General features: G+C 35.9%; 27 protein-coding genes. 19 read left to right on the top strand and 8 right to left on the bottom strand.

What is annotated here, in order from left to right; genetic code table 11:
- Positions 1-25: 25 nt before the first annotated feature.
- Entirely contained in the window at positions 26-2,185 is a 2,160-nt protein-coding gene (locus MKX14_RS05105) for a TonB-dependent siderophore receptor (protein WP_240281940.1), read from the bottom strand.
- Between the two features lie 220 nt (positions 2,186-2,405).
- On the opposite strand from MKX14_RS05105, the gene lpxB reads away from it, so the two are divergent.
- Positions 2,406-3,581 (top strand): lipid-A-disaccharide synthase, encoded by a 1,176-nt coding sequence (gene lpxB, locus MKX14_RS05100; protein ID WP_240281939.1) that lies wholly within the window; start codon positions 2,406-2,408, stop codon positions 3,579-3,581.
- Here lpxB and MKX14_RS05095 read toward each other — a convergent pair.
- Entirely contained in the window at positions 3,578-4,225 is a 648-nt protein-coding gene (locus MKX14_RS05095; protein WP_240281938.1) for a TetR/AcrR family transcriptional regulator, read from the bottom strand. The two genes, lpxB and MKX14_RS05095, sit on opposite strands and share 4 nt — an antisense overlap.
- Before the next feature lie 118 nt (positions 4,226-4,343).
- Here MKX14_RS05095 and MKX14_RS05090 point away from each other — a divergent pair, with 118 nt between their 5' ends.
- The 4 genes from MKX14_RS05090 to MKX14_RS05075 are packed head-to-tail and all read left to right on the top strand — an operon-like array spanning position 4,344 to position 9,377.
- The gene (locus tag MKX14_RS05090) at positions 4,344-5,363 is read left to right on the top strand and encodes an HlyD family efflux transporter periplasmic adaptor subunit (protein ID WP_240281937.1); all 1,020 of its coding nucleotides are present in this window, start codon (positions 4,344-4,346) and stop codon (positions 5,361-5,363) included.
- Entirely contained in the window at positions 5,356-7,119 is a 1,764-nt protein-coding gene (locus MKX14_RS05085; RefSeq protein WP_240281936.1) for an ATP-binding cassette domain-containing protein, read from the top strand. Before MKX14_RS05090 ends, MKX14_RS05085 begins: the two co-directional genes overlap by 8 nt.
- 10 nt (positions 7,120-7,129) lie before the next feature.
- Positions 7,130-8,254, top strand: coding sequence for an ABC transporter permease (locus tag MKX14_RS05080; protein ID WP_240281935.1), 1,125 nt, complete (start codon positions 7,130-7,132; stop codon positions 8,252-8,254).
- A 4-nt stretch (positions 8,255-8,258) separates the two neighbouring features.
- A complete protein-coding gene (locus MKX14_RS05075; protein ID WP_240281934.1) occupies positions 8,259-9,377 on the top strand; it encodes an ABC transporter permease in 1,119 nt (372 codons plus the stop codon).
- A 35-nt stretch (positions 9,378-9,412) separates the two neighbouring features.
- On the opposite strand, the gene MKX14_RS05070 is transcribed toward MKX14_RS05075, so the two are convergent.
- A complete protein-coding gene (locus MKX14_RS05070) occupies positions 9,413-10,282 on the bottom strand; it encodes a DUF2797 domain-containing protein (protein ID WP_004708933.1) in 870 nt (289 codons plus the stop codon).
- Positions 10,283-10,321: 39 nt separating this feature from the next.
- Between MKX14_RS05070 and MKX14_RS05065 the strand changes: the two genes are divergently transcribed.
- Both MKX14_RS05065 and MKX14_RS05060 read left to right on the top strand, forming a co-directional pair.
- Positions 10,322-10,783 carry a DUF6231 family protein gene (locus tag MKX14_RS05065; RefSeq protein WP_005069394.1) on the top strand — a complete coding sequence of 154 codons (462 nt, stop codon included), beginning with the start codon at positions 10,322-10,324 and terminating at the stop codon, positions 10,781-10,783.
- Positions 10,784-10,882: 99 nt separating this feature from the next.
- A complete protein-coding gene (locus tag MKX14_RS05060) occupies positions 10,883-11,476 on the top strand; it encodes a YidB family protein (RefSeq protein ID WP_046812650.1) in 594 nt (197 codons plus the stop codon).
- A gap of 110 nt (positions 11,477-11,586) precedes the next feature.
- Here MKX14_RS05060 and porB read toward each other — a convergent pair whose 3' ends face one another.
- The 3 genes from porB to MKX14_RS05045 all read right to left on the bottom strand — a co-directional run bounded on the left by porB (position 11,587) and on the right by MKX14_RS05045 (position 13,649).
- Positions 11,587-12,693 carry a porin gene (porB, locus tag MKX14_RS05055; protein WP_046812651.1) on the bottom strand — a complete coding sequence of 369 codons (1,107 nt, stop codon included), beginning with the start codon at positions 12,691-12,693 and terminating at the stop codon, positions 11,587-11,589.
- A gap of 255 nt (positions 12,694-12,948) precedes the next feature.
- Positions 12,949-13,362 carry an HIT family protein gene (locus tag MKX14_RS05050; protein ID WP_044102616.1) on the bottom strand — a complete coding sequence of 138 codons (414 nt, stop codon included), beginning with the start codon at positions 13,360-13,362 and terminating at the stop codon, positions 12,949-12,951.
- 17 nt (positions 13,363-13,379) lie between these two features.
- Positions 13,380-13,649 (bottom strand): YARHG domain-containing protein, encoded by a 270-nt coding sequence (locus tag MKX14_RS05045; RefSeq protein ID WP_002122146.1) that lies wholly within the window; start codon positions 13,647-13,649, stop codon positions 13,380-13,382.
- An 857-nt stretch (positions 13,650-14,506) separates the two neighbouring features.
- Between MKX14_RS05045 and MKX14_RS05040 the strand changes: the two genes are divergently transcribed.
- On the top strand, positions 14,507-14,971 hold the full coding sequence (locus tag MKX14_RS05040) for a hypothetical protein (RefSeq protein ID WP_240281933.1): 465 nt from the start codon (positions 14,507-14,509) through the stop codon (positions 14,969-14,971).
- Positions 14,972-15,084: 113 nt separating this feature from the next.
- Here MKX14_RS05040 and MKX14_RS05035 read toward each other — a convergent pair whose 3' ends face one another.
- Positions 15,085-16,170 carry an alpha/beta fold hydrolase gene (locus tag MKX14_RS05035; protein ID WP_240281932.1) on the bottom strand — a complete coding sequence of 362 codons (1,086 nt, stop codon included), beginning with the start codon at positions 16,168-16,170 and terminating at the stop codon, positions 15,085-15,087.
- A 136-nt stretch (positions 16,171-16,306) separates the two neighbouring features.
- On the opposite strand from MKX14_RS05035, the gene metZ reads away from it, so the two are divergent.
- The 7 genes from metZ (at position 16,307) to MKX14_RS05000 (ending at position 21,902) form a co-directional block, all read left to right on the top strand.
- Complete coding sequence (gene metZ / locus MKX14_RS05030) at positions 16,307-17,494, top strand: O-succinylhomoserine sulfhydrylase (protein WP_240281931.1); 1,188 nt, start codon at positions 16,307-16,309, stop codon at positions 17,492-17,494.
- A 169-nt stretch (positions 17,495-17,663) separates the two neighbouring features.
- Positions 17,664-17,900, top strand: a complete 237-nt coding sequence (locus MKX14_RS05025; RefSeq protein ID WP_032057492.1) for a hypothetical protein — start codon at positions 17,664-17,666, stop codon at positions 17,898-17,900.
- A 266-nt stretch (positions 17,901-18,166) separates the two neighbouring features.
- A complete protein-coding gene (locus MKX14_RS05020) occupies positions 18,167-18,496 on the top strand; it encodes a YbaB/EbfC family nucleoid-associated protein (RefSeq protein WP_002113538.1) in 330 nt (109 codons plus the stop codon).
- A 9-nt stretch (positions 18,497-18,505) separates the two neighbouring features.
- Positions 18,506-19,102 carry a recombination mediator RecR gene (recR, locus tag MKX14_RS05015; protein ID WP_240281930.1) on the top strand — a complete coding sequence of 199 codons (597 nt, stop codon included), beginning with the start codon at positions 18,506-18,508 and terminating at the stop codon, positions 19,100-19,102.
- Positions 19,103-19,434: 332 nt separating this feature from the next.
- Positions 19,435-20,559, top strand: coding sequence for a ribonuclease D (gene rnd, locus MKX14_RS05010; protein WP_240281929.1), 1,125 nt, complete (start codon positions 19,435-19,437; stop codon positions 20,557-20,559).
- Positions 20,560-21,121: 562 nt separating this feature from the next.
- On the top strand, positions 21,122-21,388 hold the full coding sequence (locus MKX14_RS05005) for a hypothetical protein (protein WP_108010464.1): 267 nt from the start codon (positions 21,122-21,124) through the stop codon (positions 21,386-21,388).
- 178 nt (positions 21,389-21,566) lie between these two features.
- Positions 21,567-21,902 (top strand): hypothetical protein, encoded by a 336-nt coding sequence (locus tag MKX14_RS05000; protein ID WP_240281928.1) that lies wholly within the window; start codon positions 21,567-21,569, stop codon positions 21,900-21,902.
- Between the two features lie 71 nt (positions 21,903-21,973).
- Here MKX14_RS05000 and MKX14_RS04995 read toward each other — a convergent pair whose 3' ends face one another.
- Positions 21,974-22,138 (bottom strand): hypothetical protein, encoded by a 165-nt coding sequence (locus MKX14_RS04995; protein WP_002113596.1) that lies wholly within the window; start codon positions 22,136-22,138, stop codon positions 21,974-21,976.
- 465 nt (positions 22,139-22,603) lie between these two features.
- Here MKX14_RS04995 and MKX14_RS04990 point away from each other — a divergent pair, with 465 nt between their 5' ends.
- From MKX14_RS04990 to MKX14_RS04975, 4 genes are read left to right on the top strand one after another with little or no spacing between them, the layout of a single operon-like run.
- Positions 22,604-22,909, top strand: coding sequence for a YcgL domain-containing protein (locus MKX14_RS04990; protein ID WP_005069366.1), 306 nt, complete (start codon positions 22,604-22,606; stop codon positions 22,907-22,909).
- The gene (locus MKX14_RS04985) at positions 22,902-23,288 is read left to right on the top strand and encodes a hypothetical protein (RefSeq protein ID WP_002113949.1); all 387 of its coding nucleotides are present in this window, start codon (positions 22,902-22,904) and stop codon (positions 23,286-23,288) included. The genes MKX14_RS04990 and MKX14_RS04985 overlap by 8 nt, the downstream gene beginning before the upstream one ends.
- 29 nt (positions 23,289-23,317) lie before the next feature.
- The gene (locus MKX14_RS04980) at positions 23,318-24,169 is read left to right on the top strand and encodes an AAA family ATPase (protein ID WP_174750052.1); all 852 of its coding nucleotides are present in this window, start codon (positions 23,318-23,320) and stop codon (positions 24,167-24,169) included.
- A gap of 15 nt (positions 24,170-24,184) precedes the next feature.
- Positions 24,185-25,372, top strand: a complete 1,188-nt coding sequence (locus MKX14_RS04975; protein WP_240281927.1) for a vWA domain-containing protein — start codon at positions 24,185-24,187, stop codon at positions 25,370-25,372.
- Positions 25,373-25,381: the final 9 nt, after the last annotated feature.

Genomic DNA, 25,381 nt, shown 5'->3' with positions numbered 1-25,381 from the left:
CTCTAAATTGGGATTGGCTACGGTATTAATATTTAAACTTTACAGCAACTGTATAGTTGGCTGGAGCGCCATAAAAAGCTTGCCCATCGGGGAAACTATTTAAATATTTCTTGTCAAAAATATTATTACCATTTGCTTGAAGCGTAATATGATCATTGACTTCATAGCTCGCCATTAAATTGACTAAAGCATATGCATCTTGTTTGATCGTACTGTTTACATTTGAATCATATAACTTTATCCCATCTTGCCATTGTAAGCCTGCACCAACTTTCAGCTTAGGTAAAACTGGTGGCGTGTAGGTGGCTAGCAAGTTAAGTGTCTGGTTTGGATTATAAGTTCTTGCCTCGCCGCCATTCTTAATATCTTTAATACTAAATTGAGCATAGCCGAAAGAAAGATTCACATTGTTTGTGATTTGACCTGATAGACCGACTTCTACACCTTGTGATTCTAAATCACTGGTTGGTACTTTTCGATTAAGTGGATTTCCATCAGAGCTGCGTAGAGGGTAATTATTTTGTTCAGTTTTAAATACTGAAAGTGTTCCTGTTAAACGGTCATCTAACCATGAACTTTTTATGCCCATTTCATAGCTTTTACCATCAATAGGTTTTAAAGCTTGATTGGTATCTTTATCAATACCAGTTTGAGGACGGAAAATTGAGGTATAACTCATATAACCTGTATATTCAGGTGTAAAGTTATAGGTTAGTCCAACATATGGTGAGACTTGACTCTCACTATATGACATTGGAGAACCATAACTTTCACCTTTACTTTCAGCCTGTACATAGTTTGCACCAAGTAAAAGTTTTAAATCTTCATTAAGATGTAAGCGCGTCGCAGCATAGATGGAGTTAATATTCTGTTTATAGTTTGCAGCTTCTGTAAAATCTGACCAAGTTATAGATTGCGGTGTCCAGCTTTCCCAATTTGTCGTGAGCTGGCGTAAATATCCTTGAGAGTAATCATTCAAAATATTAGCATCGTTAATAAAACCTGAAGATTGTTTATCTTGCTGATGGTTACGTACGTAGCTGTAGCCTAAAGTTGCCTCATGTTCTTGGTTAAAAAGCTTATAGCTCCCTTCAAGATTAAAATCGACAGCATGTTTTTCTTGATGTTCTTGTCCTCCCCAAGCTGTTAAAGCAACATCAGAACCATCAGCTTTGGGATATCCATAATAATAAAGAAGACGACTATTATGCTTGGTATCAAGATAGTTATAAGTCAGTTTAGCCGTCCATAGGTCATTAATTTTTTGTTTTAATTCAACAAAAGCATTTTGTGTCTCATTATCCCAGTGCGCCCAGTCAGGGTTTGGATTATATGAGCGATCATATGAAATCTGTTTACCATTGGCATCTAACAAAGGCAGAGAACCCCAGTTATTTGCATTAGGTTTATTCTGTTCTTGGCTATAACCTGCTGTAAGTAAAGTGCTATCTGTCAAATCAGCTTCAATAATACCTGCGAAACCATTTTTCTCAGAAGAATACCGATCAAGGTAAGAATCACCAGTTTGTTCATAGCCCATAATACGGCCACGTACTTTTCCACTCGGTATAATTGCGCCAGAGACATCAGCTTCATAACGCTGCGTATCCCAAGAGCCATAACTTACACCACCACTTGCTTGGAATTCTTGAGTCGGGCGTTTTCTAATATTGTTGATTGTTGCACTTGGATCACCGAAGGCGTTAGTTAAAGAATCAGCACCTTTAACAACTTCTACACGATCATAGAAATAAGTATCAGGATTCGTATTGTTATAGTTATAACCTGAGAGGGGAAAACCCACGCCGTCAGTTAATATATTTGAAATCTCAAAGCCGCGAGCCATATAAGTAGTTCGCTCAGTTTCTTGATTAGATACGGTTACACCTGGGGTATTTTTTAAAACATCTCGGGTACTATTAAGTCCGAAATCTTCAATTTGCTGACGAGTAACGACGTTAATGGTTTGAGGAGTTTCTTTAGCCTCAATATTAAGCTTGGTTGCGCTACTCGAGTTCTTAACATTATATGCTTTGGTTTGTTCAGAAGACTGCTCAGCATTTGATGCTTTAACTTGAATCGTCTGTAAAGCTTGTACCTCTGAGTCTTGAGCATAAGAGAGGTTTGCATAACAAATTGCGCAAGCGATTACGGTAAGCTTAAATGGTCGAGGTGGGATATTCATAAGACTAAAGATAATGTAAATAATTATCATTTATTTTATTGTTTGTGAATGTAAGCTACAATTCAAATTGCATTGTTAATTTAGATTAAAAGATAGTGAATGAGTGTAATTTTAGATAGCTTGTGCTGTGGCTGCTCTTGGTAAGTACATATAGATCAAGTTCAAGATTGATAAACCTCTATGCTAGAATGCATTATTTCAAATTCTTGGGTAAATCGCCTTGGCAAACCGAAAACTTAAAATAGGCATTGTAGTTGGGGAAGTTTCTGGAGATACGCTTGGTGTGAAACTTATGCGTAGTTTTCGAGAACAGGGAATCGATGCCGAATTTGAGGGAATCGGTGGTCCTCAAATGATTGCTGAAGGTTTTAACAGTTATTACCCAATGGAAACTCTATCTGTGATGGGGATTGTTGAGGTCTTAAAAGACTTAAAAAAATTATTCGCCGTGCGGGATGGTCTAATTAACCAATGGACTCAAAATCCAGTTGATATTTTTATTGGCATTGATGCACCGGATTTTAACCTCAGACTTTCGAAAAGTATCAAAGAAAAGAATCTCCCAGTAAAAACAGTTCAATATGTCAGTCCTTCAGTTTGGGCATGGCGTCAAGGACGTGTTCATGGCATTAAACAGAGTATAGATTTAGTACTTTGCTTATTTCCTTTTGAAAAAGTTTTTTATGAACGATATGAAGTTCCAGCCGCATTTGTAGGTCATCCATTAGCCAAACAATTGCCACTTGAAAATCCAATCCAAATTGCCAAACAGCAATTAGGTCTTAATGAAAATCAAAAATATATTGCCTTGTTGCCAGGTAGCCGAAAGGGTGAAGTAGAAAGACTTCTTCCTATGCTGTTGGGTGCTGCCAATATTTTGCATACCAAACATCCAGATATTCAATTTTTAATTCCCGCAATTAACGATGCACGAAAACAACAGATTGAGCAGGGTGTTGAACAATTAGCGCCTCAATTAAAAGCAAGAATTCATATTTTAGAAAATACGGATAGTGAATCTAAAATTGGCCGTATGGTCATGAACGCGAGTGACGTTATTGCTTTAGCTTCTGGGACTGCAACATTAGAAGCAATGTTAATGCATAGACCAATGGTCGCTTTCTATAAATTGCACTGGTTAACTTATTTAATTGCTAAATTCTTGGTAAAAATTCCTTATTATTCTTTGCCTAATATTATTGCGGGTAAAAAAGTAATTGAAGAGCTGATTCAGGCTGATGCCACACCCGAAAATTTAGCCACTGAAATAGAAAAACTAATGAATGTTGAAACAGCTCAAATTCAAGTAATGCAACATTTAACCATGCATAAACAACTTATTTCTGGAAATACAGAAGACCCAGTTCAAGTCATTTTGAAATGTTTAAATAGCTAATTTTTAAGATTTGATTGGCGAATTGCTTTTAATCCAGCTAATGAAAATTTTTTAAAATGTTCAACTAAATCGTGTAATGGCATCTGGGCAATATTTTTAAGCGGCTCAGGTGCTTGAGCATTTGGTCCAGCAATAATGAGCATCATGCAAGGTGTCATCACGCTTAAAATACAAGGCAAAACAGCCGGATCATTTTCATCTAAACCAGCAACTTGACTAATGAGCTTACGAATAAGAAAAAATTTTCTCATACCTGCAAATTCAATAAAATTTAATAAATGCTCAGAAGGTGAAAACAGTTCACGAACAAAGACTTTGCCATGCCAAACATCTTTTTCTATTAATTTATGCAGTAAAGTTCCAAGTAATAAGCTTAATTTTTCTTCTGGTGAGTGAGTACTTTCAACAAGTTCTAATAAATATTTTTCATCTAGATAGTGAGCATGAGCTTCAACTAAAACAGCTTGATATAGTCCATCTCGACCATCAAAGTGATAATTAATGGCAGCTAAATCGACATTTGCAGCATTAGCAATTGTTTTGTTTGCTGTTTGTGCAAAACCATATTGGGCAATTAGTGGTCCTGCAGCCTCAATAATTTTAGACTTGGTTAAGTCACCATCACTTCGTCTAGATCTGGACATGTTTAAACCTAATTTTATTTCATCATAAAAGTATATCTTTTATTCAAAGATTAAGGTAATTTAAATTTAAATTGAATTTAAACTAAGAGAATTTGAATTTAATAAGAAGGATAATAAGATGAATAAAAAAGTGATTGCCATAGTCGTAGTTATTATAGCTCTGGTTATCATCAGCTTATGGGTATGGAAATATAATAATAAGAATCAAAAAGATAATGATTTGACTCTATATGGAAACGTGGATATTCGCCAAGTTTCACTCGCATTTGAACAGTCTGGCCGTATAGAGAAACTGTTAGTTCAAGAAGGCGATAAAGTTAAAGCAGGTCAAGTACTGGCGACCCTGAATACCAATTCTTTAGAAATTCAGGCTAAGCAAGCTCAAGCACAACTTAAAGTTCAGCAAGAAGCGATTGTTAAACAACAAGTTGGAGCTCGGCCAGAAGAAATTAGTCAAGCAAAAGCACAACTTTCTTCTACACAGGCTGACTTAGATAAAGCCAGCAAAAACTTGCAAAGGTTGCAAATATTGGTGAACAGTACCGATGGTCGGGCAATAAGCCAACAAGAGCTCGACTATGCCAAAAGCAATCAACATAGTGCTGAAGCAGCAGTCCGTGAAAGACAAGCTAATTTAGAATTGATCATTAAAGGGGCTAGACAAGAGGATCGGGAAGCAACCAGAGCACAGTATGAAGTAACCAAAGCTAATTTAGATCTAATTAACTATAACCTTACTCAAGCAGAACTAAAGTCTCCTGCAAATGCAGTGGTACGAGCGCGGTTACAAGAAGTTGGTGATATGACAACTGCGCAAAAGGCCGTTTATACATTGGCTTTGACCGACCCAAAATGGATTCGTGTGTATGTAAATGAACAAGATTTAAGTTCAATTAAAATGGGAGGCACGGCTCGAGTCATTCGTGATGCTTATCCCAATCAGCCTATCAATGGAAAAATTGGCTATATATCTTCTGTGGCTGAGTTCACTCCTAAAACTGTACAGACTGATGAGATAAGAACAACTCTAGTTTATGAAGTTCGGGTTTATGTAAATGATCCGAATGATCAATTGAAAATGGGTCAACCCGTGACTGTAAAAGTACCACTTGTTTCAGGTGAGAAAGCTCATGACTGATAATAATGTAGTGGTTCAAGCTCATAATTTATCTATGGCTTTTAAAGCTGAAAATAAAAAATCAGCAGAAATTAAGGCAATTAATGATTTGAATATGCAAATCAAAAAAGGTGAGCTTACTGCTTTAGTTGGCCCAGATGGTTCAGGAAAAACAACTTTATTAAGATTAATTGCAGGACTATATAAAGCCACTTCGGGTTCATTAAATGTACTTGGAATTGACGTAAGTAAAAATCCGCAAGCTGTACAAGACCGTATTAGCTATATGCCACAACGCTTTGGACTCTATGAGGATTTAAGCGTACAGGAAAATTTAGATTTATATGCTGACTTACACGGCGTTTCAAAGGATGTACGGGAGCAAAGGTTTAAACGGTTATTGGAAATAACCGATCTTACTCAGTTTACTCAACGCCTAGCTGGGCAACTTTCTGGTGGGATGAAACAAAAACTAGGGCTGGCATGTACTTTAGTTCGGTCCCCAGAATTGCTCTTACTTGACGAGCCTAGTGTTGGAGTAGACCCTTTATCAAGACGAGATTTATGGACTATTATTGAACAACTTGTTGAAGAAGAAAACTTAAGCGTAATTATAAGTACTGCTTATATGGATGAAGCAGAAAAGTGTGACTATGTGTATATCATGTATGATGGCAAAATTTTAAAACAAGGTTCACCTGCACAATTAAAAGAAATAGCACTTGGACAAACATGGAATATAAAACCTCCAGAGCAGATTAAGGCCCGGACTTTACAAGCCCAGTTACTTGATAACCATGTAGATATTATTGATGCTGTTCCAAAGGGTGAACAAGTCAACTTTATTAGTCATCAAAAAGAGCTATCAGCCGATACTTTACCTGCAGGGTTAAAAGCAAATACGCGACCATCTGAACTTGAAGATGCTTTTATGATGCTGTTACAGCAGACTCAAAATCAACCAAAGCAAATCTCTATTTCTGCGCAAACATTTCAATTAGAACAAAACAATAATTCCAAGTCAGAGCAACCTATCATTGTAGTTAAGGATTTAGTCCGAACTTTTGGAGATTTTACTGCCGTTGCCAATACATCATTTGATGTTCAACGTGGCCAAATATTTGGATTACTTGGGCCCAATGGCGCGGGTAAAACGACAACTTTTCGAATGTTGTGTGGATTGCTACCAGCAAGTAGCGGGTATTTGGAAGTTGCTGGGAAAAACTTACGTACAGCTCGTGCTGAGGCCAGAGCCAAAGTGGGGTATGTCTCTCAAAAATTTGCGCTTTATAGTAATTTAACTGTCTTAGAAAACTTGAAGTTTTTTGGTGGAGCATATGGGTTATCTGGCAAAAAACTAAATCAACAAATTGATAAAGCCTTACAGCAATATGATTTAAAACCTCATAGTAAAAGTGGTGATTTACCGGGTGGGTATAAACAACGACTATCTATGGCTGCTGCACTATTACATGAACCAGAAATTTTATTTTTAGACGAACCCACGAGCGGAATTGACCCGCTTGCACGGCGTTCATTTTGGTACAGCATTGGTGAACTGGCAAATCAAGGCATTACCATCATTATTACGACGCACTTTATGGAGGAAGCAGAGTATTGCGACCGCATTGCTATACAAGATGCCGGAAAGTTATTAGCCTTAGGCTCACCCCAACAAGTCCGTAAACTGGCAAGTAAAGATAAACATATTGTTGATATGAATGAGGCTTTTATAGCAATTGTGGAACAAGCACGTACATTAAGGCATGCTGTTTAGGAGGCCTGCAATGAGCTTAGGGTTTTGGAATCGATTGATCGCATTAGTTCGTAAAGAAACTAAACAGCTCATTCGTGACAAAAGCAGTCTAGGAATTGGCCTAGTTTTGCCTGTTATCCTAATTTTACTGTTTGGTTATGGGCTTTCTTTTGACTTGAACCAAGCACGAGTTGGTGTTGTGGTTGATCAGTCCTCACCGCAGGTCAATCAGGTCTTAGCTGGCTTAAATGGATCGCGATATTTAACCAGCCTAGAATTTCATAATTTGCCTGAAGCAGAACAGGCCATTCGAGATGGCAAAATTGATGCCATTTTGCATTTTCCTTCAGATTTTGCCAGTCAGGCGCAGCAAGGTAATGCCAAGGTTCAACTATTATTAAATGGTACATCCACTACCATAGCAACAGCCTTAGAAGGTTATGTTGTAGGTGCTTTAGCTACCGCGCCGTCCATACAAGTTGACCGTGGTCAAATATTAGCAACGTCAAGCGCCGTTAATATTGAACAACGAATATGGTTTAACGAATCTGGTAACAGTACTTGGTTTTTAGTCCCTGGCTTAATGGTACTCATTTTGACTTTAATTGGCGCATTTTTAACGGGGCTGCTTATTGCCCGTGAAAGGGAACGGGGAACTCTAGAAGCTTTATTTGTCACACCTGTACGGCCATTTGAAATTGTATTAGCAAAGCTCATTCCTTATGTTGTGGTTGGCATGATTGATATCGTGATTTGTATTATTGCTGCCTATTTTATTTTTGAAGTGCCCATGCGCGGTTCATTATTCTCAATTTTATCGGCTTCATTTCTCTATTTAGTTGTTTCTTTATTACTTGGTTTAACTATATCCGGTTTTGCTCAAAGTCAGTTTCAGGCAAGTCAAATTGCCTTATTGGCAAGTTTTATGCCCGCACTGATGCTTTCCGGATTTGTTTTCGATACCCGCAACTTACCTTTAGTGGTGCAAATTATTAGCCAGTTGCTTCCAGCTACGCATTTTATGATTTTAATTAAAACTTTATTTATGGGAGGTGATGATTGGAAGCTATGGTTTAAAGAGTGCGGTATTTTATTGGGTTATATCGTTGTTTTGATATGTGCTGTGAACTTTTCATTGAAAAAACGGTTGAGATAAAGTTATGTGGCAGCAATTAATCACATGGCTGAAACACTTAAGTTTTTTAGTCAAAAAAGAATTCTTAACCATTTTTAGTGATCCTGCAAATAGGGCTATTCTATTTGTACCAGCCCTCATGCAAGCACTTTTATTTGGTTATGCTGCAACTTATGATGTTAACCGTGTGGATTATGCAATTTTAGACCAGAGCAATGGGCAGGTCTCACATGAACTCATCTCAAAACTAGATGGCTCTGGTATTTTTAAGCGTGTTGCAACACTTGAATATACTGGTCAAATCAAACAGGTCATTGATAGTCGTCAGGCATTACTTGTAATAACGATTCCGTCTGACTTTGAGAGTAAATTAAATAATAACCAAAACTCTCCCATACAGGCGATTGTTGATGGTAGAAATTCATCTACAGCTATGGTCGCAATGTCATATCTAAATAAAATTGTTGGTCAGTTCAATCAGCAAAAGTTTAATTCAGCTTTACCAATTAGTCTTGAAACACGAACTTGGTACAACCCAAATCAAGAATCTCGATGGAGCTTAATGCCTTCATTAATTGCAGCATTAAGTATGATCCAGACATTACTTTTATCTGCTTTATCAGTCGCGCGTGAACGTGAGCAGGGTACATTTGATCAGTTATTAGTAACACCGTACACTCCATTACAAATTATGATTGGTAAGGCCTTACCGCCCATTTTTGTAGGGCTGATGCAATCAACCATTATTTTATTGATTATTTTGTTCTGGTTTAAAATTCCTATGAATGGCTCTATTGGACTGCTTTACTTTGGTTTATTGAGTTTTAACATAGCTGTAGTCGGTGTGGGCTTATCAATTTCAGCATTATCTTTAAATATGCAACAAGCCATGCTTTTTACTTTTTTATTGATTATGCCTTTAATGTTGCTTTCAGGTTTATTAACTCCTGTAGAAAACATGCCCGAAGCATTGCAAATAGCAACGTACGCAAATCCTTTAAGGTTCGGGATTAACTTGGTACAACGAGTTTATTTGGAAGGTGCAGGCTTTGCACAAGTCAAATTTAACTTTATTCCAATGATCATACTTGGACTAGTTACTTTGCCTTTGGCAGCTTGGCTATTTAGAAACAGATTATCTTAATTAAAAAGCCCCGTTTTAGGGGCTTTAAAACTTACTTAAGCACGTACGATCAGCTCGTAACCCGTATATTTACGAATGTTGATAACACCGATATCAAAGATTAAATATTGTCCTTTAATACCTTGTAATACACCACGAATTTTGGGTGTTTTATCTAGGTTTAGAGACTTAATTTTTTCAGGATATTGTTCAACTGGATAAACAAACTCACGTGGCAATTCATTTTCTAGTAGTTCAACCGTTTCGTTAAATTCAAGGTTTTGACTAAATTCTTCACGAATAGTTTGAATTTTAGGGGCGAACTCTTCGATTAATTGATCACGTTGTTCAACCATATTTAAAGGTTCAGCTTCACCCTTGAGGAGTTTTCGCCAATCTGTTTTATCAGCAATTAAAGAACCAAACATGGTTTCAAGCTGACCAGATAAACGGCGTGATCCAACTTTTAAAATAGGTAAAGCCTGAGTTGCACCTTGATCTAACCAACGACCTGGCATATGGCTAACACGAGTAATACCCACTTTTAAAGCACTAGAGTTTGCCAAATATACAATATGTGGTTGGAAACAAACGCTATGGGCAAAGTCATCTTCACGACATGTACCTAAGTGATAGTGACATGTTTCAGGTTTCATAATGCAAAGGTCACATTCTGCTTTGGTTTTAAAACATTTAAAGCAGTGGCCTTGAGAATAAGACTTTGGTGTTTTAGTGCCACAAGAAGTGCAATAGATATTACCTGTCCATTCGATTTCTAGTTCTTGTCCTAAATTAAAAGGAAGATCAATTTCTGAACGGTCTAATACAAATTTGTATTCAACATTTGCCTTGGTTGTCTGTTGATCAGTTACACTAGCATCTTTTAGGCCTGCATGCATTTTATGGCAAATGCCTTGTAGTTCCATAAAGTTTAAACTCACATCTTTCAATTAAGGGTTGCAGTTATGGCTGAACAAAATGTCATCACTTCTATGCTAGACGATTTATCAAATGAACAGCCCATTCATACTGCACTTTGTATTGGCCAGAAAATTGACCAGAATAACGCAATTCAATGGCACTATTTTACCGTAACTGAGCTTTTAAGTCTGCCTTTTACTCAGCGTTATGACTTGGGTTTTGTATTGTTTGATACTGACGAAATGCAGAACATCAGCGATGTGCAAAAATCACAATTATTAGTAAAGCTAAGAGATTTATTAGCAAAACGTATTGTTGTCGTGAGCAAGCGCAGTGATGAGCAATTATTACGTTCTTTAGGTTTTACTCAACTTATTGATAAAACTTCGCATGATAGTGATTTTGCTTTATGGCAATTTAATATTTTGACTTATAAACATGTTCCTGACTGGTTTAATTCAAAGTTCTGGGCGAACCCGGAAAACTGGAATAAATTCCGCTGGTAAAAGAGCCCTAAATCTCTTTCAAAATTTAACAATTTGGCTTTTGCTGTCTTAACAAGAATCCGCGTATGCTCATGTATAAACCATACATAAGAGTTACACATGACTAATTTAAGCAATATTGTAGAAGTTTTGGCTAAGCAGGCCTTAGGTGGGAATCAGCAAGCATCAAGTCAAGGTGGTTTAGGTGGAATTTTAGGTTCAGTACTAGGACAAATGGGGGGTAATCCTTCTTCGGGCGCACAAGGTGGTCTTGGAGGCGTACTAGGTTCTGTATTAGGTCAAGTGACTGGAAATAATAATAACGCACCTCAAGCAGGTGGTGGCGTACAAAGTTTATTAATTGCAGTTGTACCTTTAATCTTAGGTTGGGTTCAACAACAAGGAGGTTTACAGGCTGCTTTAGAAAAGTTAAAAGGTGCAGGTTTAGGTAACCAAGTTCAAAGCTGGGTTGATCCAAATCAAAGTAATAGCGAAGTTCCTACCCAACAATTGCAGAGTTTATTTAATCCAGCTGACATTGAGCAAGTTGCTGCGCAAGCTCAAGCTCCAAAAGAGCAAGTTTATGGTGCAATTGCTTCAGTCTTACCCCAAGTCATTGATTCTTTAACACCTCAAGGTGAGAGTACAGATCATCAAGAAGCAAACCAAGATATTCAAAATGTCATGAATCTTGTAAGTGGTTTTTTAAAATAAGATATAAATCTTAAAAAAGCCGATAACTTTTATATCGGCTTTTTTTACTCAGGACAAAAAATAAAAGGGCATAAGCCCTTTTATTTTAGATCTGAATCAAACATAACTGATTAGAAGTTATATTCGATACCAGTACCTACCACAGTTTGTTTGTCGTCATCGTTCAACCAGTCGCGTTTTTGTTGAGCAACGATACCGTAGAAGCGAGCTTGTTTGTTGATTTGGTAATCAAGACCTAAACCGTACAAGTCGATTTTACGATCTGATTGACCATTTACTTGTGTTTCAGCTGAAGCATATTCTGCTTTCACTTTAAGTTTTGTATTAGGAATTTTATAAGCAGCTGTTACTGCATATGCTTCTTCTTCTAAACCACGGTAAGCTTTACCAGCTTTATCGATTGAACCATCTGATTTATATGTTTGACCATATGCAGTTAAGTCATCAGTAGGTTCAGCATGTTGCCATAAAGCACCTACTACAAAACCAGATTTAGCAATATCATAAGAACCAGTTACACGATAAGCATCTGTATAGACATCTTTCAAACCGTAAGCAGCATATTTACCTTTGATACCGAAGTCACCAGCAGCAGCGATTGCTAAACCTAAGTCTTTATTTTCATAACCTAGAGAAGTCGAAACTGAATCGAAGCTATCATTTTTGCTGTCTTTACCAGTTTCGCCTTTTTTGCTATCAGAAGTGCTTTCACCAGTCTGAGCCATGATGTTGAACTTTAAACCAGCTAATAATTTAGGGTCTAATTCAAAACCGATCACGTTGTCTAAACGGTTTTCACCGTACATGATATTAGTAATATCTAAACGTGTATCGTCATTAAAAATATCTTGGTTACCACCAGCAGCTGTTTTAAAGTAAGAATCATACTTACCTACTTTTAGTGTACCAACACCTTCAGTTTTTAAACCGATAAAACGGTTACGAGCACTGAGGTCAGTATCAGAACCTGAACCATCAGTAGAAATTGCCCATTCAGCTAAATAAACAGCAGATAACTTGTCAGTTAATTTCTCTTCGCCTTTTACCCCAATACGAGAAGAGTTTGAGTTAACTTCGGTAACGTCACTTTTACCATCGAAATTTTTATTATCAACTTGGTTAATAGAAACATTTAGTTTGCCATACAAAGTTGGCGCTGCTTGCACCGCGTTTACGCTCAAAGTTGCAACTGCGGCAGCGAGTAGCAATTTCTTCATTGAGATTTCTCCAAAAGGTATTTAAAAATGGCGTATGCCTAGCTAACTATTTATTTTGTAGTTGACTTATGTACAAAAAGTTACAAAAGCTCACCAACTTGCTAAGCAGTATCGGTAAATTTTGTGACAAAGAAGTGAAGAATAAATGACAGTTTTATGACGCTTAAAATTTAGAAATAAATTAGTTATTTTCATTTTTTATAGTTTTTAGACGAAAAAAAGCGGAGTCGAAACTCCGCTTTAACCATTTAAAAATCAAAGAACTGCTTTAATTTTTTCCGCTAACTCTTTAATCTTTTCTTGATCTCCTAACTCAACAGCATGGCGTCCAAGATGATGCACATTTGTTGGAATTAGGTGAAAGTGAACATGTGGAACAGTTTGTCCTGCTGCTGCTCCAGAAAGTTGCATCAACACAATGCCTTCCAAATTGAGCGCTTTTTCCATTGCCTTAGCAATCTTTTGAACAATTTGTATAGTATAGGCTGCTGCTTCAGCAGGTAAGTCCAGCAGTGTTACAGCAGGTGTTTTTGGAATAACTAATGTATGACCATCGGCTTGAGGCATAATATCCATAAAAGCTAGAACTTGATCATCTTCATAGACTTTTATCGCTGGAAGTTCTCCACGTAAAATTTTTGCGAAGATATTTTGATCATCATATGCCATGTATTATTCCTTTAAAGTTATTTACATTTCAATTCTTTTTGACGTTCTTTAATAGCGTCAAGACGTTGTTGCTCTTTGTCAGAAAACTTTGGTTTTGTCGTATGACAGTTTTCATTACCATATTTTTCTTTAGCATCAGGATCTTTAAAACAAAAGCCTTTTGACGCATAAATCAAATTGTAATCATCTTGCAATTTTTGACATTCTTGCTCAGGTGTTGCAGCTTGTACGCCTAAACTAGCAATGCTCACCATGCCAGTAAAGACTGCAACCATAAATTTATTCATGAGCTTTTCCTCAGTTAAAGGTATGAACCTGTACTCAATATAAGGTTTCTTACCAATATTTCAATGACTATTAATTACTCAAGTGTCATTTTGGTTTGCATTTTGGGCAAAAAATGAATAAAATATTTATATATCAATGACTTAAAAATAAATAGTAAAAACAAAAACTTAACTAAATTTTTATATATTTTTCCATAATTTAACTACTATCTAATACCTTGTAATTGCTCATAATGAATGAATAGGGAGCTTGCTTCTATTAAATAAAAAATCAAAAAGTTCGTAGAAAAGCCATATTCATGAATCATCTTTGGCTGAAAAGACATTTGTAGCTTGAATTTTGGTCAATGGAAAAGAAAGATATTAATGCCATGATCAAAAAACAAAGCGTGATAATTATCACATTTTGTATTTTAGGATTTAGTGGAATTCACTAGGCCCATTTATTTTAGACGGAAATGGGCTTCTCTTATTGAAACACATATAAAATTTTCTCGTCTTTTATTTTAGTTTACAATTCAACTGAAAGATGTATTGATTTTACATATTATAGCTTCTATTATATGGCCCTTAATTGCTGCGTTTGATAGTTTTTTGTTTTTATAGCCTATTTCTCCAAATGAAATAGGCTTTTTTTATTAAAGTTATTTCAAATCATGAAAAATAAACGGTTTATAATGATAATCATAATACATTATATTTTAGTTTTGTGATCATATAGATGGATCACTTTCACAATTGCTCTGGTAGTTACTTTCTAGTCTCATACCCTTACATATAGTAATAGTATATCCATCATACTTTCTTAAAGGATCTAGTCATTCGTTAAGACTAAATATTAAAGGAATAGGTGAGTGATGCCACAATTTTTACTAATTGCTGAAAGAGTTTATAAAAAGTTCAAAGAGCAAAAGCTTTTCTCAGAGGATATGATTGAACATTTGAATAGCTTAGTTAGTATTATTCGACTAGAGATAAAAGACACTTCATATAAACTAAAATATAACTTTATTGATTTTGAAGAATGTTTAAATAAGCCTGCAAAGGAATGTACAGTTAAACTCGATATCAGCTTAATGCCAATTTATAAGAATAAAAGTGAGTACATTATGTGGTTAGCGAGTTTTATCGAAAAAATTACTCTAGGTGGAAGAGAAAAGTTTCCACCGCTTACAAATAGTTTACTTCCGAGCTGTATAGTGACTAATCCTTATGTAACAAAACTGGAGCAGGCCAAGGCCTCTTCTGAAAAAAGTGCACAGATGATTGTAAATTACTTTAAAACATCCGATTATAAAAAAGTTAATAAAGTGCCTTCATAGTGAAAATAATAATTTTCTATTAAAACAATAATATTATTGGTAAATGCACTGTTATACGAGGGTTTATTCCACCCAAGCGAATAAAAGCAATAGATTGAATCATAACCTTATTCTTAAATTTGCGTTGATCGTTCGGTGAGCCATTTTGCTAGTTGTGGCCAGAACTCCAATGCACTTGCCTGACTCGACATGAGGCCCAAATGTCCGCCAGGGATGAGAGTAAACGTAACATCTTGGCTACTGGTTAACTGGCTTAATGGTTGAGCTGCATCAGCAGTAACCAATTGATCACTACGACCCGCGCCCACTAAGAGAGAGCAGTCGATATTTTTTAATTCAATTTTTTTATCTTTTAATTGGATAAAGCCGCGCTTCAATGGATTTTGCAACCAAACATTGAACAACATGTCCTGATTAATTCCGCCCGGGTAATCAATCATATTATTTAAAAAGTTACTTAAAGTGGCATGCTCTTGCACAAATTGTAGGTCATCAAGATTCTTTAGTAGTTGAATATGTCCATCAAACCAGCCTTTAGGATCAAGAATTTTGAAACCTAAAGAGTTTAAAATTCCAGGACTATGAATCAAACGTTTTGGTAGTCCAGAGTAAATACGGTCTTGAATTTTTTTATTGCGACCAATCGCGTTGTTTATGGCTCGGTAGAGTTTTCCAATATAGCCAGAAGCATAACTGTCTATTGGACTACCAAGTACGATAAGGTTTTTAACATAATTGGGTTGATTTAAAGCGGTATATAAAGTGACAAATATGCCAGCCATACTCCAGCCATGAAGTGAGATTTGTTCACTTCCTGAATGTGTTCGGACAAGTTGTATTGCTTGAGGAATAAACCCTTCAATAAATGATAAAAAATTAAGATGTCTATCTTTAAAATTTAAGCGGCCCCAATCCACAAGATATACGTCAAAACCTGCATTTTGGAAGTATTTAATAAGAGAGCGATATGGATATAAATCATATATCGCCATATTAATAGCGAGTGGTGCAACAAATACTAACGGTTCTTTAAATTGTTTTTGAGTAGCTGCGTAATAACGAATACGAGTTTGATTGAATTCACCAATCACTTCATAAGGAGTGCTTTGTGACAAAACCAATGTTTTTGGGCGAAATAGTCGGGTAGAGAGGTGCTTGATTTGACTTTGTTCAGAGACAAGGGACTTTAAGCGTTTCATCTTGCTTTTACCAACTATTTACTAAAGTTGAATAAAGTCTAAGCGATAATTTTAAGGTTTACCTTGACCTTAAATACCCTAGACACTCAAAATGATGATAGTTTTTTAGTACATGACCAGTAAAGGCGAACATTTAATGAACCAGTCTGATGATTTAGAATACCAACTTGATACTTTAGCCATTCGTACCGGACATACTCGTAGTTTTGAAGGCGAACATGGCGAACCGATTTTTTTGACTTCATCATTTGTATATGAAAATGCGGCTGAAGCTGCAGCAAAATTTTCTGGTCAGGTTCAAGGAAATATCTATTCTCGTTTTACTAATCCGACTGTATCGATGTTCGAAAAACGCTTAGCAGCTTTGGACGGTGCTGAACGAGCTGTAGCGACGAGCTCTGGAATGGGCGCGATTTTGTCAGTTGCTATGGCATACCTAAAAGCGGGTGATCATGTTATTTGCTCAAGAGCAGTTTTTGGTTCAGTTGTTGCTTTGTTTGAAAAATATATTGCCAAGTTTGGTGTAGACATTACATTTGTTGATTTATGTGATTTAGACGAATGGAAAAATGCTGTACGTCCTGAAACCAAACTTTTCTTTGTTGAGTCACCGTCTAATCCTTTAGCTGAGATTGCAGATATACAAGCGCTAGCAGATATCGCCCATGCGAATGAAGCATTACTTGCGGTTGATAACAGTTTCTGTACACCTGTTTTGCAGCAACCACTCAAGTTTGGTGCGGATCTTGTGATTTACTCTGCGACTAAATACTTAGATGGCCAAGGCCGAGCATTAGGCGGTGCTGTTGTTGGTAATCATCAGTTATTAGAAGAAGTGTTTGGTGTTGTTCGTACGCTTGGACCATCAATGAGTCCATTTAATGCTTGGGTTTTTTTAAAAGGTCTAGAAACTTTACGTTTACGTATGAAAGCACACTGTGAGAGTGCTCAAATTCTTGCAGAATGGTTATCTACTCATGAAAAGGTAGAGAAGGTTTACTACGCTGGTTTACCAGCCCATGAAGGTCATGAACTTGCTGCTAAACAGCAAAATGGCTTTGGCGGTATTGTATCCTTCGTTGTTAAAGGCGAGCGTGAAGGTGCGTGGAAGGTTATTGATAATACTAAGTTTATCTCGATTACAGGTAATCTAGGTGATGTGAAATCGACGATTACCCATCCAGCAACCACAACTCATGGCAAACTTTCTGTTGAAGCAAAAGAAGCAGCTGGTATTCAAGAAGGTCTAATTCGTGTTTCTGTTGGTCTAGAAGATATTAATGACATTATTGGCGATATCTCGCGTGGGTTAGATTTAATCTAATTAAGTTATGTTTGTTATGGAAAAGCCACATACATTTTAATGTGGCTTTTTTTTGTTACTTATAAGCAACAATAGCAATAAAAAGTCTACGTTTTGTTGTAAAACAGTCTAAAATTTCAACGTATAAAAGCTCTAAATTTAATAAAAATAACAAAGAGAGTCTTTAGTCATGCTTAAACCAATAATTATTTTAGTTGCGATAGGGGCAATTGGTCTGGTTGGATATAGAGTATTTGCCCAAAAAGATGAACCAACACAGATCAGTGAAACTGTATTATTAATTAATGATGCAAACAAATCTGTTCAAGATGCTGATCTTTCAATAGAAAAAGCCAATACTTCTTTCAAGAATGTTCCCTTAAGTGAATATAAAACAAACAATAAAAGTCTACAGGCTGCACAGTAACTTTTCTAAATTTTACTTTTTTCTATTCAACAAAAGTTTTTTTATATAAAAGCTTTATAGTGGATTGACCATAGAAAATAGTTTCATAGATACCAATAGAAAACATTGATTTATTGTGTCAGAATTACGGATTAATTTTGATTTAAACGTACTAACCTCAATGATCTTGATGATCTATAAGGGAAGTAGAAAGAGTTTAAGTTTTGCAGTGTTATGTGACTATCAATATTACTTGAAATATTTGATAGAGATACGGAGTTAGGTTTATGAATATCAATATGCTTATGCAGCAAGCGCAGCGCATGCAAAAAGATATGGAATCAAATATAAAAAAGGCTAAAGAAGAGCTTGCTCAAACTGAAGTACACGCTGAAGCGGGCGGTGGTTTAGTTAAAGTTACAATGACTGGCCGTTATATCGTAAAACGTATCGAAATTAATCCAGAATTACTTCAAGATGAACCAGACATGATTGAAGACTTAATTGCTGCTGCAGTAAATGATGCTGTGCGTCAAGCAGAAGTGATTTCTGAAGAAAAAATGCAAAAAGCAAATTCTGGTATGGGTTTACCACCTGGCTTAGCGGGCATGTTCTAAGGAAATTCAGTGTTTAGCGATAGATTTGAACAACTCGTTCAAGCTTTACGTATATTGCCAAGCGTTGGTCCGAAGTCGGCTCAACGTATGGCTTTACATCTTTTGATGAAAAACCGAGAAGGGGCATTTGTATTAGCGCATGCTTTACATGAGGCTTCAAGTTATATACATGAATGTAGTGTCTGCCATTCTCTGACTGAACATGAAATTTGTGATATTTGCGCCTCAACTGACAGAGATGATCAGTTATTGTGTGTGGTTGAATCACCAGCGGATGTGATGGCGATTGAGCAAAGCGGTAGCTTTCGTGGAAAATACCATGTTTTAGGTGGCCATCTTTCTCCATTAGATGGTATTGGTCCAGAAGAAATTGGTATTCCTTATCTGATTCAGCGTCTAAGCCAAGGTACTATTGAAGAAGTCATTTTGGCAACTAATGCTACAGTAGAAGGTCAGGCGACAGCACACTATTTGGTTGAGGCGACGAAGCATTTACCTATTCACATGACACGTATTGCTCAAGGTGTCCCTCAAGGTGGAGAACTCGAATACGTAGATAGCCATACTTTAAGTCAGGCAGTGCATAACCGCATGAGAATGAAATAAGCATTCCGATGCTTATTTCATTAATGAATGCAATATCAATTTGATTAAATTTATTAATTAAATTCAGTTATTAAACATAAATATTATTTTGTCTTTTATTATTAAAGATAGTTTAAATAAAATATGAATATAAGCATGAAAAAGATCTTATAAATTTTAAATAAAGAACATTTGGAGATAAATTTAAAAAGTACAAATAAAAGATCAAAAAATTATCTATTTTCGAAAAATTGTTCAAAAATAGAGTATTCATAAAGGTTTAAGTGGCATTTTTCTGCTTCTATGTTATATATACCAGAGTTTAAAGCACTCTTTGCAATACTTGAGAAAGCATGTTTCAGTTTATCCAACAGCAAACCGAATTGGTTGATGTTCTTCAAAAAATGGATCAATGTTCAATATATGGACTTGATACAGAATTTATTAAGGTTGACACACTCTGGCCTAAACTTGGAGTATGCCAAGTCAATGTAAATGGTGATGTCTATCTGTTGGATGGTGTTTCATTAGATCTAAGTCAGTTTTGGAAAAAGATCTTCCTCGCACAGCAAAATATTTTTCATGCATGTGGAGAAGATATTGATTTAATCTATCATTATGCTGATCAAGAAGATTTGCTTAATGTGTTTGATACCCAAGTGGGTCTTTCTTTTTTAGGTCACGGCCTGCAAGTGAGTTATCAAGGTGCTTTAAAACTTTGTCTTGATATTGATATTGAAAAAGATCAAACCAGATCTGATTGGTTAGCTAGACCTTTATCACCTCAGCAACTTTGTTATGCTGCTAATGATGTTTTGTATCTAATGAAGTTAGCTAGTCATATTCAAGAACAGCTTAAGCAGAAAGGGCTTTATAACTATGTTCTTGAAGACTGTAGTAGCCTAACTAAAGAAATCATTAGTGAAACCCCTAACGAATTACTATATAGCGATGTGGGAAATTATCGTCATTCACGTCGTCAGTTAATGCAATTACAAAATTTAAGTGAGTGGCGTGAATACATTGTAAAAGCAACGAATCAGCCACGCAGTTTTATTCTTAGAAATTCAACCATGATTGATATGGTTGAAAAGAACCCTCGCAATAACTTTCAACTATCGCAAGTGAAAGATATTCGTCCAAATGTGGTTCGCGAGTATGGCAAAACGATTTTAGAACTTCTTAAAGATTTACCAGTCGAAAGCAAATGGCCATCAAAGATTGCAAAACCATTTAAGATTACGTCTAAAGAAACTTTAAATAAAATGGATATGGTGCTTGCTCATGCAATAAATGAGACCTCCATTCCTAAGGAAGTGTTGTTGAGAAAAAAATGGTTAAACGCCATTCATCAACATGTTCTGTCTCAAGGGGATGAACAGGATTTACCTAGCTATCTGTTAGGATGGCGTTATGAGTTATTAACTCAACCATTAATCCAGTTATTTCAAGAAGAAAAACAAAGTTTATCTATTTAAAATGAATAAATAATTAGAAACTTAAAGGTTCATCATACGATGAGCCTTTTTAACTAAGGCATAATCATTCTATTAAATTTTTAATTCATTATTATTTAAAGTGAGCTAATTATAATATCCAAGTATACAAAAAATGGATTTTATGTAGTTTATCTAAATAATTATATCATATGATAAAAATTCATAAAATTATGTAATAAAGTAAATATAATTTGAAATTTCAATAATGAATTAAATTAACTTCAATAGTGAGAAAAATTCAATTGATTAAACATACAGGTCTGTATATTCTTGGATTTAAGAAAAACAACTTCAATTTATATAATATATAACTATAAGTTTGTTTCGGTACAGAAATAAAAAGCCTACCCAATTGGGTAGGCTTTTTTATTTTTTAGTGATATAGCTTAGTTGAAATGTCTTAATTTTTTTTAAATTTAAAAATCTACAGACGTTATCTAAATGAATCCGTAAGTTGTTTAGACACAACTACACAACACTCAAACTTATATAGCCTTTTTATGATATAAAATTAGATAAATTAATAATTAGAGAGATAAGTATGCTTAACAACTTTAATGCTGAACAAGCTCGTCAAAACGCTAAAAACTTTAAAATAAATCAAGACGTCATATTGGAAAAAATTTTAACTGGTACTGAGTCTGAATCTAAGGAGGGGAAACGAAAAGCAACTTTCTGGTTTCCTGTTGATGCTATAAGCCCTGATCATCTTACACTGGTTGAAGAGGAGCTTAGAAGCAGAGGTTTTAATATCTCAACTGATATTGAGCACTCTGGTACCACAATCACACTTGAAATAAGCTTCTAATGAATGATTGTTTTAACTAAACCACTCTTAAAAAAGAGTGGTTTTTTACTGTATGTTTTTCCGTGATTTAAATGAAGTTAAATATAAATTTATTTACAATTAAATTTATATTAATCAGGATTTTATTTGACAGGTTCTATCTTCTTCTGTAGCTTTACTTTTTAAGTGGAATATGGATATGAACTTCCAAACAATACTTTTCTCTTTCAAAAATCAATCTACTGGTACAGATGCATTTAAAGACTTAAAAAATGCGTGTGAGCAGTCTCTTAAAGAATCTCAAGATACAAAAGAAAAAGCAGCAGTTTACCTAATCTACGGTTTCGCACGTAGTTACGTAATCTTATATGAAGATGAAGCTGTAACGACCGAATTTGCCCATACTTCTAAAACCCAACTCATCGCTTATATGGAAAGTCTTAATGAGGCTCTATTAAGTCAAGATGATAGCGCTATTTTGAGTGCCTTAAACCAAGTAAGCGATGATTATATAAAAAGCTCTCGCGTCTTCTAAAAAAAATTAACACGTTATTAAATAAGAAATACTTCTTTAGTTTGGGCTAAAGAAGTATTTCTTTTTATATATTAATGGGACTTTTTCTTGCCGCCACCATCTTGTTTGTTGACGGTAGACCATGCAATTCGTTCGGCTTCTTCTTGAGAATGGCCTCTATCTACTTCACTCTCAACAATATGTTTGGCCTGACGTTTTTGCTTTGCTGTATAAGCAGTTTTATCACCACGAGGCATAATTTCATCCTCCATATCTATGAACAACATGCTTATTATTGAAACATATCTCGCTATTAAATGAGTTAATTAACGTCTGATGATGTGTAGTGAAGTAGTTAAAAGTTTTACTCAAGTGTGTATTCTTAAATAGGTGAAAAAGAAATTTATTATTTTTGATAGCTTAAGTATAAATCTTGCAAGACTACTATTATCAAGTATTTGATGATGAATACTTTTTTAAAAGTCCTAAAACTGGTTTTATTTTAATAAAATAGATTTTGAATTTTAATATTTAAAATCAGAAACTTATATTGTTTTTACAAAAGCTAACACCTGTTTGGAACAAAGTTATTATCGACCTTAATCAATGTTGTAGGTTAATATTTCTCAAGAATTAAAAAAACGACTGATGCGTAAACAAACCTACGTGTGTGTGTCGTTTTTTTTCATGTATGCTGTCCTTAGTTCAAGAGTTGATTTGAAATGCACTGTGATATTTATAGATCGAGCAAAAAAGATGAAATGTACATGTATATTGCTCGTCCAAACTATCCTGACAATACGGAACAAGCTGATCCGTTTGAAAATGTTCCTGAAGCTGTTTTACAAGCGTTTGGTCGTGCAACGTTTGTCATGCATTTAGAGTTGGCTCCAACACGTAAATTGGCGCGTGTTAATGTTTTACATGTTTTAGACTCATTACAAACAAAAGGTTTCTTTATTCAGATGCCGCCAGAAGGGTTAATTAACCCGAATGCAGTTGAACCAGAGGGCTTACGTGGTGCGTGAAGATCAAACTGGAATAATGAATCAATTATTCTCTTTTTTGGATGTTATTCCTGAAGGTGTTATTGCTTTAACAGCTTATGGAATAGGCGCTATTATTGCTTTGTGGTGTTGGTGGCGATTAATGCGCCGTCTTCCTACCACCTTTGGTGCAATTAGCTGGCTGATTGTATTTGCTATTTTAGTTACACCAACAGTGTCTGAAGGACCGAATGCATCTGTAGCACCTGCTATTTTTGGACTCCTTTTTGGTGTTTTAACTAAAGATAGTCCGTTGATTTGGTCAAATTTATCTTTAATTCTGTTTGTAGTTGGTCTCGGTTTGGTAATTGGATATTGTTGGTCAAAATATTCAACAAACAAAAGCATGCGTTCCATCTAACCATTGAAATAGAAAAATAAGGTCTTTACATGTCTGCTGATACCCAACATTTTACCGGTACAGATCAATATATCGCGACTGATAGTCTTAAGCTTGCTGTAAAAGCAGCTCGTGCTTTGCAAAAGCCTTTACTGATTAAGGGTGAACCGGGCACGGGTAAAACTTTACTTGCTGAACAAGTAGCCGAAAGTTTAGGTTTAAAACTGATTACTTGGCATATCAAATCTACAACTAAAGCGCAGCAAGGGTTGTATGAATATGATGCAGTTTCTCGTTTAAGAGACAGCCAGTTAGGTGATGACCGAGTTTACGATATTAAGAACTACATTAAACCCGGTAAATTGTGGGAAGCTTTCACCAGTGAAGAGCGTTGCGTATTATTAATTGATGAAATTGATAAGGCCGATATCGAGTTTCCAAATGACTTGTTGCATGAACTCGATAAAATGTCTTTTTATGTTTATGAAACGAGTGAAACAATTACGGCAACGCAACGCCCAATTGTAATTATTACTTCAAATAATGAAAAAGAATTACCGGATGCATTCTTGCGTCGTTGCTTCTTCCACTATATTGAGTTTCCAGATGAAGCCACAATGCGAGAAATCATTGCGGTTCATTTCCCAAATATCTCTGCAACACTAGTAAACGAAGCTTTACAGGTTTTCTTTAAACTACGTGAAATTCCTAATTTAAAGAAACCACCATCAACCTCTGAGTTAATTGATTGGTTAAGCTTACTCATGGCAGATGATATGCCTGAAGATGTATTACGTAATCGAGATACCTCTAAAGCTATTCCACCTTTATATGGTGCTCTCATCAAAAACGAGCAAGATGTACAACTTCTCGAACGCTTGGCTTTCATGTCTCGACGTTAAGGGAGGGAGTAACCCATGTTTGTGCGGTTATTTTACACCTTACGTAAATATGGTGTTCCAGTTACCACTCGTGAACTCATTGATCTAAACCGTGCGGTGAGTGAAGGTTTGGTTTTTGCTGACCAAGAAGAGTTCTATCAGCTTGCTAAAACTATTTTAGTTAAAGATGAGCGATTTTTTGATAAGTTTGATCGTGCCATGAAAGATTATTTTGATGGCATTGAAACTTTTGATATCGATGAGTTGCTTAAGCAAGTTCATAAATTACCAAAAGACTGGTTCGATTTAGAACTTCTCGAAAAGCATTTAACACCAGAGCAAAGAGCTGAACTTCAAAAAGCAGGTTCTTTAGAAGAACTGATGAAAATGCTAGAAGAGCGTTTACGCGAACAGCATAAGAAACACCAAGGTGGTAACCGTATGGTTGGCACAGGTGGAACTTCACCTTTTGGAACTTTTGGTGACCATCCAGAAGGCGTCAGAATTGGTGGGCCGGGGCGTAAACGTTCGGCGGTTAAAGTCTGGGAACAGCGGAAATACCAAAATCTAGATGATGACCAAGTTCTTGGAACTCGTCAGATGCAAATTGCGTTACGACGTTTACGCAAATTTGCTCGCCAAGGCGCAGCTGAAGAGTTAGACGTTGATGGAACTATTCGAGAAACAGCCAAACAAGGTATCTTGGATGTTCAGATGGTGCCAGAGCGTCGCAATCGAATCAAAGTACTCATGTTGTTTGATGTGGGTGGTTCGATGGATGCACACATTGCCCAATGTGAAAAGCTTTTCAGCGCAGCTAAAACCGAATTCAAAACGCTTGAATACTTTTATTTCCATAACTGTCTTTATGACTATGTTTGGAAAGATAACTACCGAAGAACAGCAACCCGCATCAATACATGGGATCTGTTCCATACTTACGGACGCGACTATCGTGTAATTGTGGTGGGTGATGCCAGTATGGCACCGTATGAGCTGAAATCGGTAGGTGGCTCGGTTGAATATATGAATGATGAAACAGGTGAGGTTTGGTTACGTCGCCTACGTCAACATTTTGATAAAACAGCATGGTTAAACCCTGAAACTGAAGGGTATTGGCATTACACTCAAACCATTGGTTGGATTAAAGAGATTTTTGAAAACCATATGTATCCAATGACCTTAAAAGGCATTGAGGACTTAACACGCTACCTTTCTCGATAAACTTGATAA

The organism is Acinetobacter pittii (genome assembly GCF_022449185.1).
Classification (GTDB): domain Bacteria; phylum Pseudomonadota; class Gammaproteobacteria; order Pseudomonadales; family Moraxellaceae; genus Acinetobacter; species Acinetobacter pittii_I.
The sequence above is the reverse complement of the archived record's forward strand: the minus strand, read 5'-3'. Positions and strand labels throughout refer to the sequence as shown.

Coding starts and splice junctions, on each gene's coding strand:
- MKX14_RS05000 (WP_240281928.1), top strand. CDS start 21,567: ATGAACTTCCAAACAATACTTTTCTCTTTCAAAAATCAATCTACTGGT.
- MKX14_RS05045 (WP_002122146.1), bottom strand. CDS start 13,649: ATGAATAAATTTATGGTTGCAGTCTTTACTGGCATGGTGAGCATTGCT.
- MKX14_RS05040 (WP_240281933.1), top strand. CDS start 14,507: ATGCCACAATTTTTACTAATTGCTGAAAGAGTTTATAAAAAGTTCAAA.
- rnd (WP_240281929.1), top strand. CDS start 19,435: ATGTTTCAGTTTATCCAACAGCAAACCGAATTGGTTGATGTTCTTCAA.
- MKX14_RS05065 (WP_005069394.1), top strand. CDS start 10,322: ATGGCTGAACAAAATGTCATCACTTCTATGCTAGACGATTTATCAAAT.
- porB (WP_046812651.1), bottom strand. CDS start 12,693: ATGAAGAAATTGCTACTCGCTGCCGCAGTTGCAACTTTGAGCGTAAAC.
- MKX14_RS05085 (WP_240281936.1), top strand. CDS start 5,356: ATGACTGATAATAATGTAGTGGTTCAAGCTCATAATTTATCTATGGCT.
- MKX14_RS05070 (WP_004708933.1), bottom strand. CDS start 10,282: ATGGAACTACAAGGCATTTGCCATAAAATGCATGCAGGCCTAAAAGAT.
- MKX14_RS05105 (WP_240281940.1), bottom strand. CDS start 2,185: ATGAATATCCCACCTCGACCATTTAAGCTTACCGTAATCGCTTGCGCA.
- MKX14_RS04990 (WP_005069366.1), top strand. CDS start 22,604: ATGCACTGTGATATTTATAGATCGAGCAAAAAAGATGAAATGTACATG.
- MKX14_RS05035 (WP_240281932.1), bottom strand. CDS start 16,170: ATGAAACGCTTAAAGTCCCTTGTCTCTGAACAAAGTCAAATCAAGCAC.
- MKX14_RS04995 (WP_002113596.1), bottom strand. CDS start 22,138: ATGCCTCGTGGTGATAAAACTGCTTATACAGCAAAGCAAAAACGTCAG.
- metZ (WP_240281931.1), top strand. CDS start 16,307: ATGAACCAGTCTGATGATTTAGAATACCAACTTGATACTTTAGCCATT.
- MKX14_RS05095 (WP_240281938.1), bottom strand. CDS start 4,225: ATGTCCAGATCTAGACGAAGTGATGGTGACTTAACCAAGTCTAAAATT.
- MKX14_RS05060 (WP_046812650.1), top strand. CDS start 10,883: ATGACTAATTTAAGCAATATTGTAGAAGTTTTGGCTAAGCAGGCCTTA.
- MKX14_RS05090 (WP_240281937.1), top strand. CDS start 4,344: ATGAATAAAAAAGTGATTGCCATAGTCGTAGTTATTATAGCTCTGGTT.
- MKX14_RS05080 (WP_240281935.1), top strand. CDS start 7,130: ATGAGCTTAGGGTTTTGGAATCGATTGATCGCATTAGTTCGTAAAGAA.
- MKX14_RS05025 (WP_032057492.1), top strand. CDS start 17,664: ATGCTTAAACCAATAATTATTTTAGTTGCGATAGGGGCAATTGGTCTG.
- MKX14_RS05075 (WP_240281934.1), top strand. CDS start 8,259: ATGTGGCAGCAATTAATCACATGGCTGAAACACTTAAGTTTTTTAGTC.
- MKX14_RS05050 (WP_044102616.1), bottom strand. CDS start 13,362: ATGGCATATGATGATCAAAATATCTTCGCAAAAATTTTACGTGGAGAA.
- MKX14_RS04980 (WP_174750052.1), top strand. CDS start 23,318: ATGTCTGCTGATACCCAACATTTTACCGGTACAGATCAATATATCGCG.
- MKX14_RS04975 (WP_240281927.1), top strand. CDS start 24,185: ATGTTTGTGCGGTTATTTTACACCTTACGTAAATATGGTGTTCCAGTT.
- MKX14_RS05005 (WP_108010464.1), top strand. CDS start 21,122: ATGCTTAACAACTTTAATGCTGAACAAGCTCGTCAAAACGCTAAAAAC.
- MKX14_RS05020 (WP_002113538.1), top strand. CDS start 18,167: ATGAATATCAATATGCTTATGCAGCAAGCGCAGCGCATGCAAAAAGAT.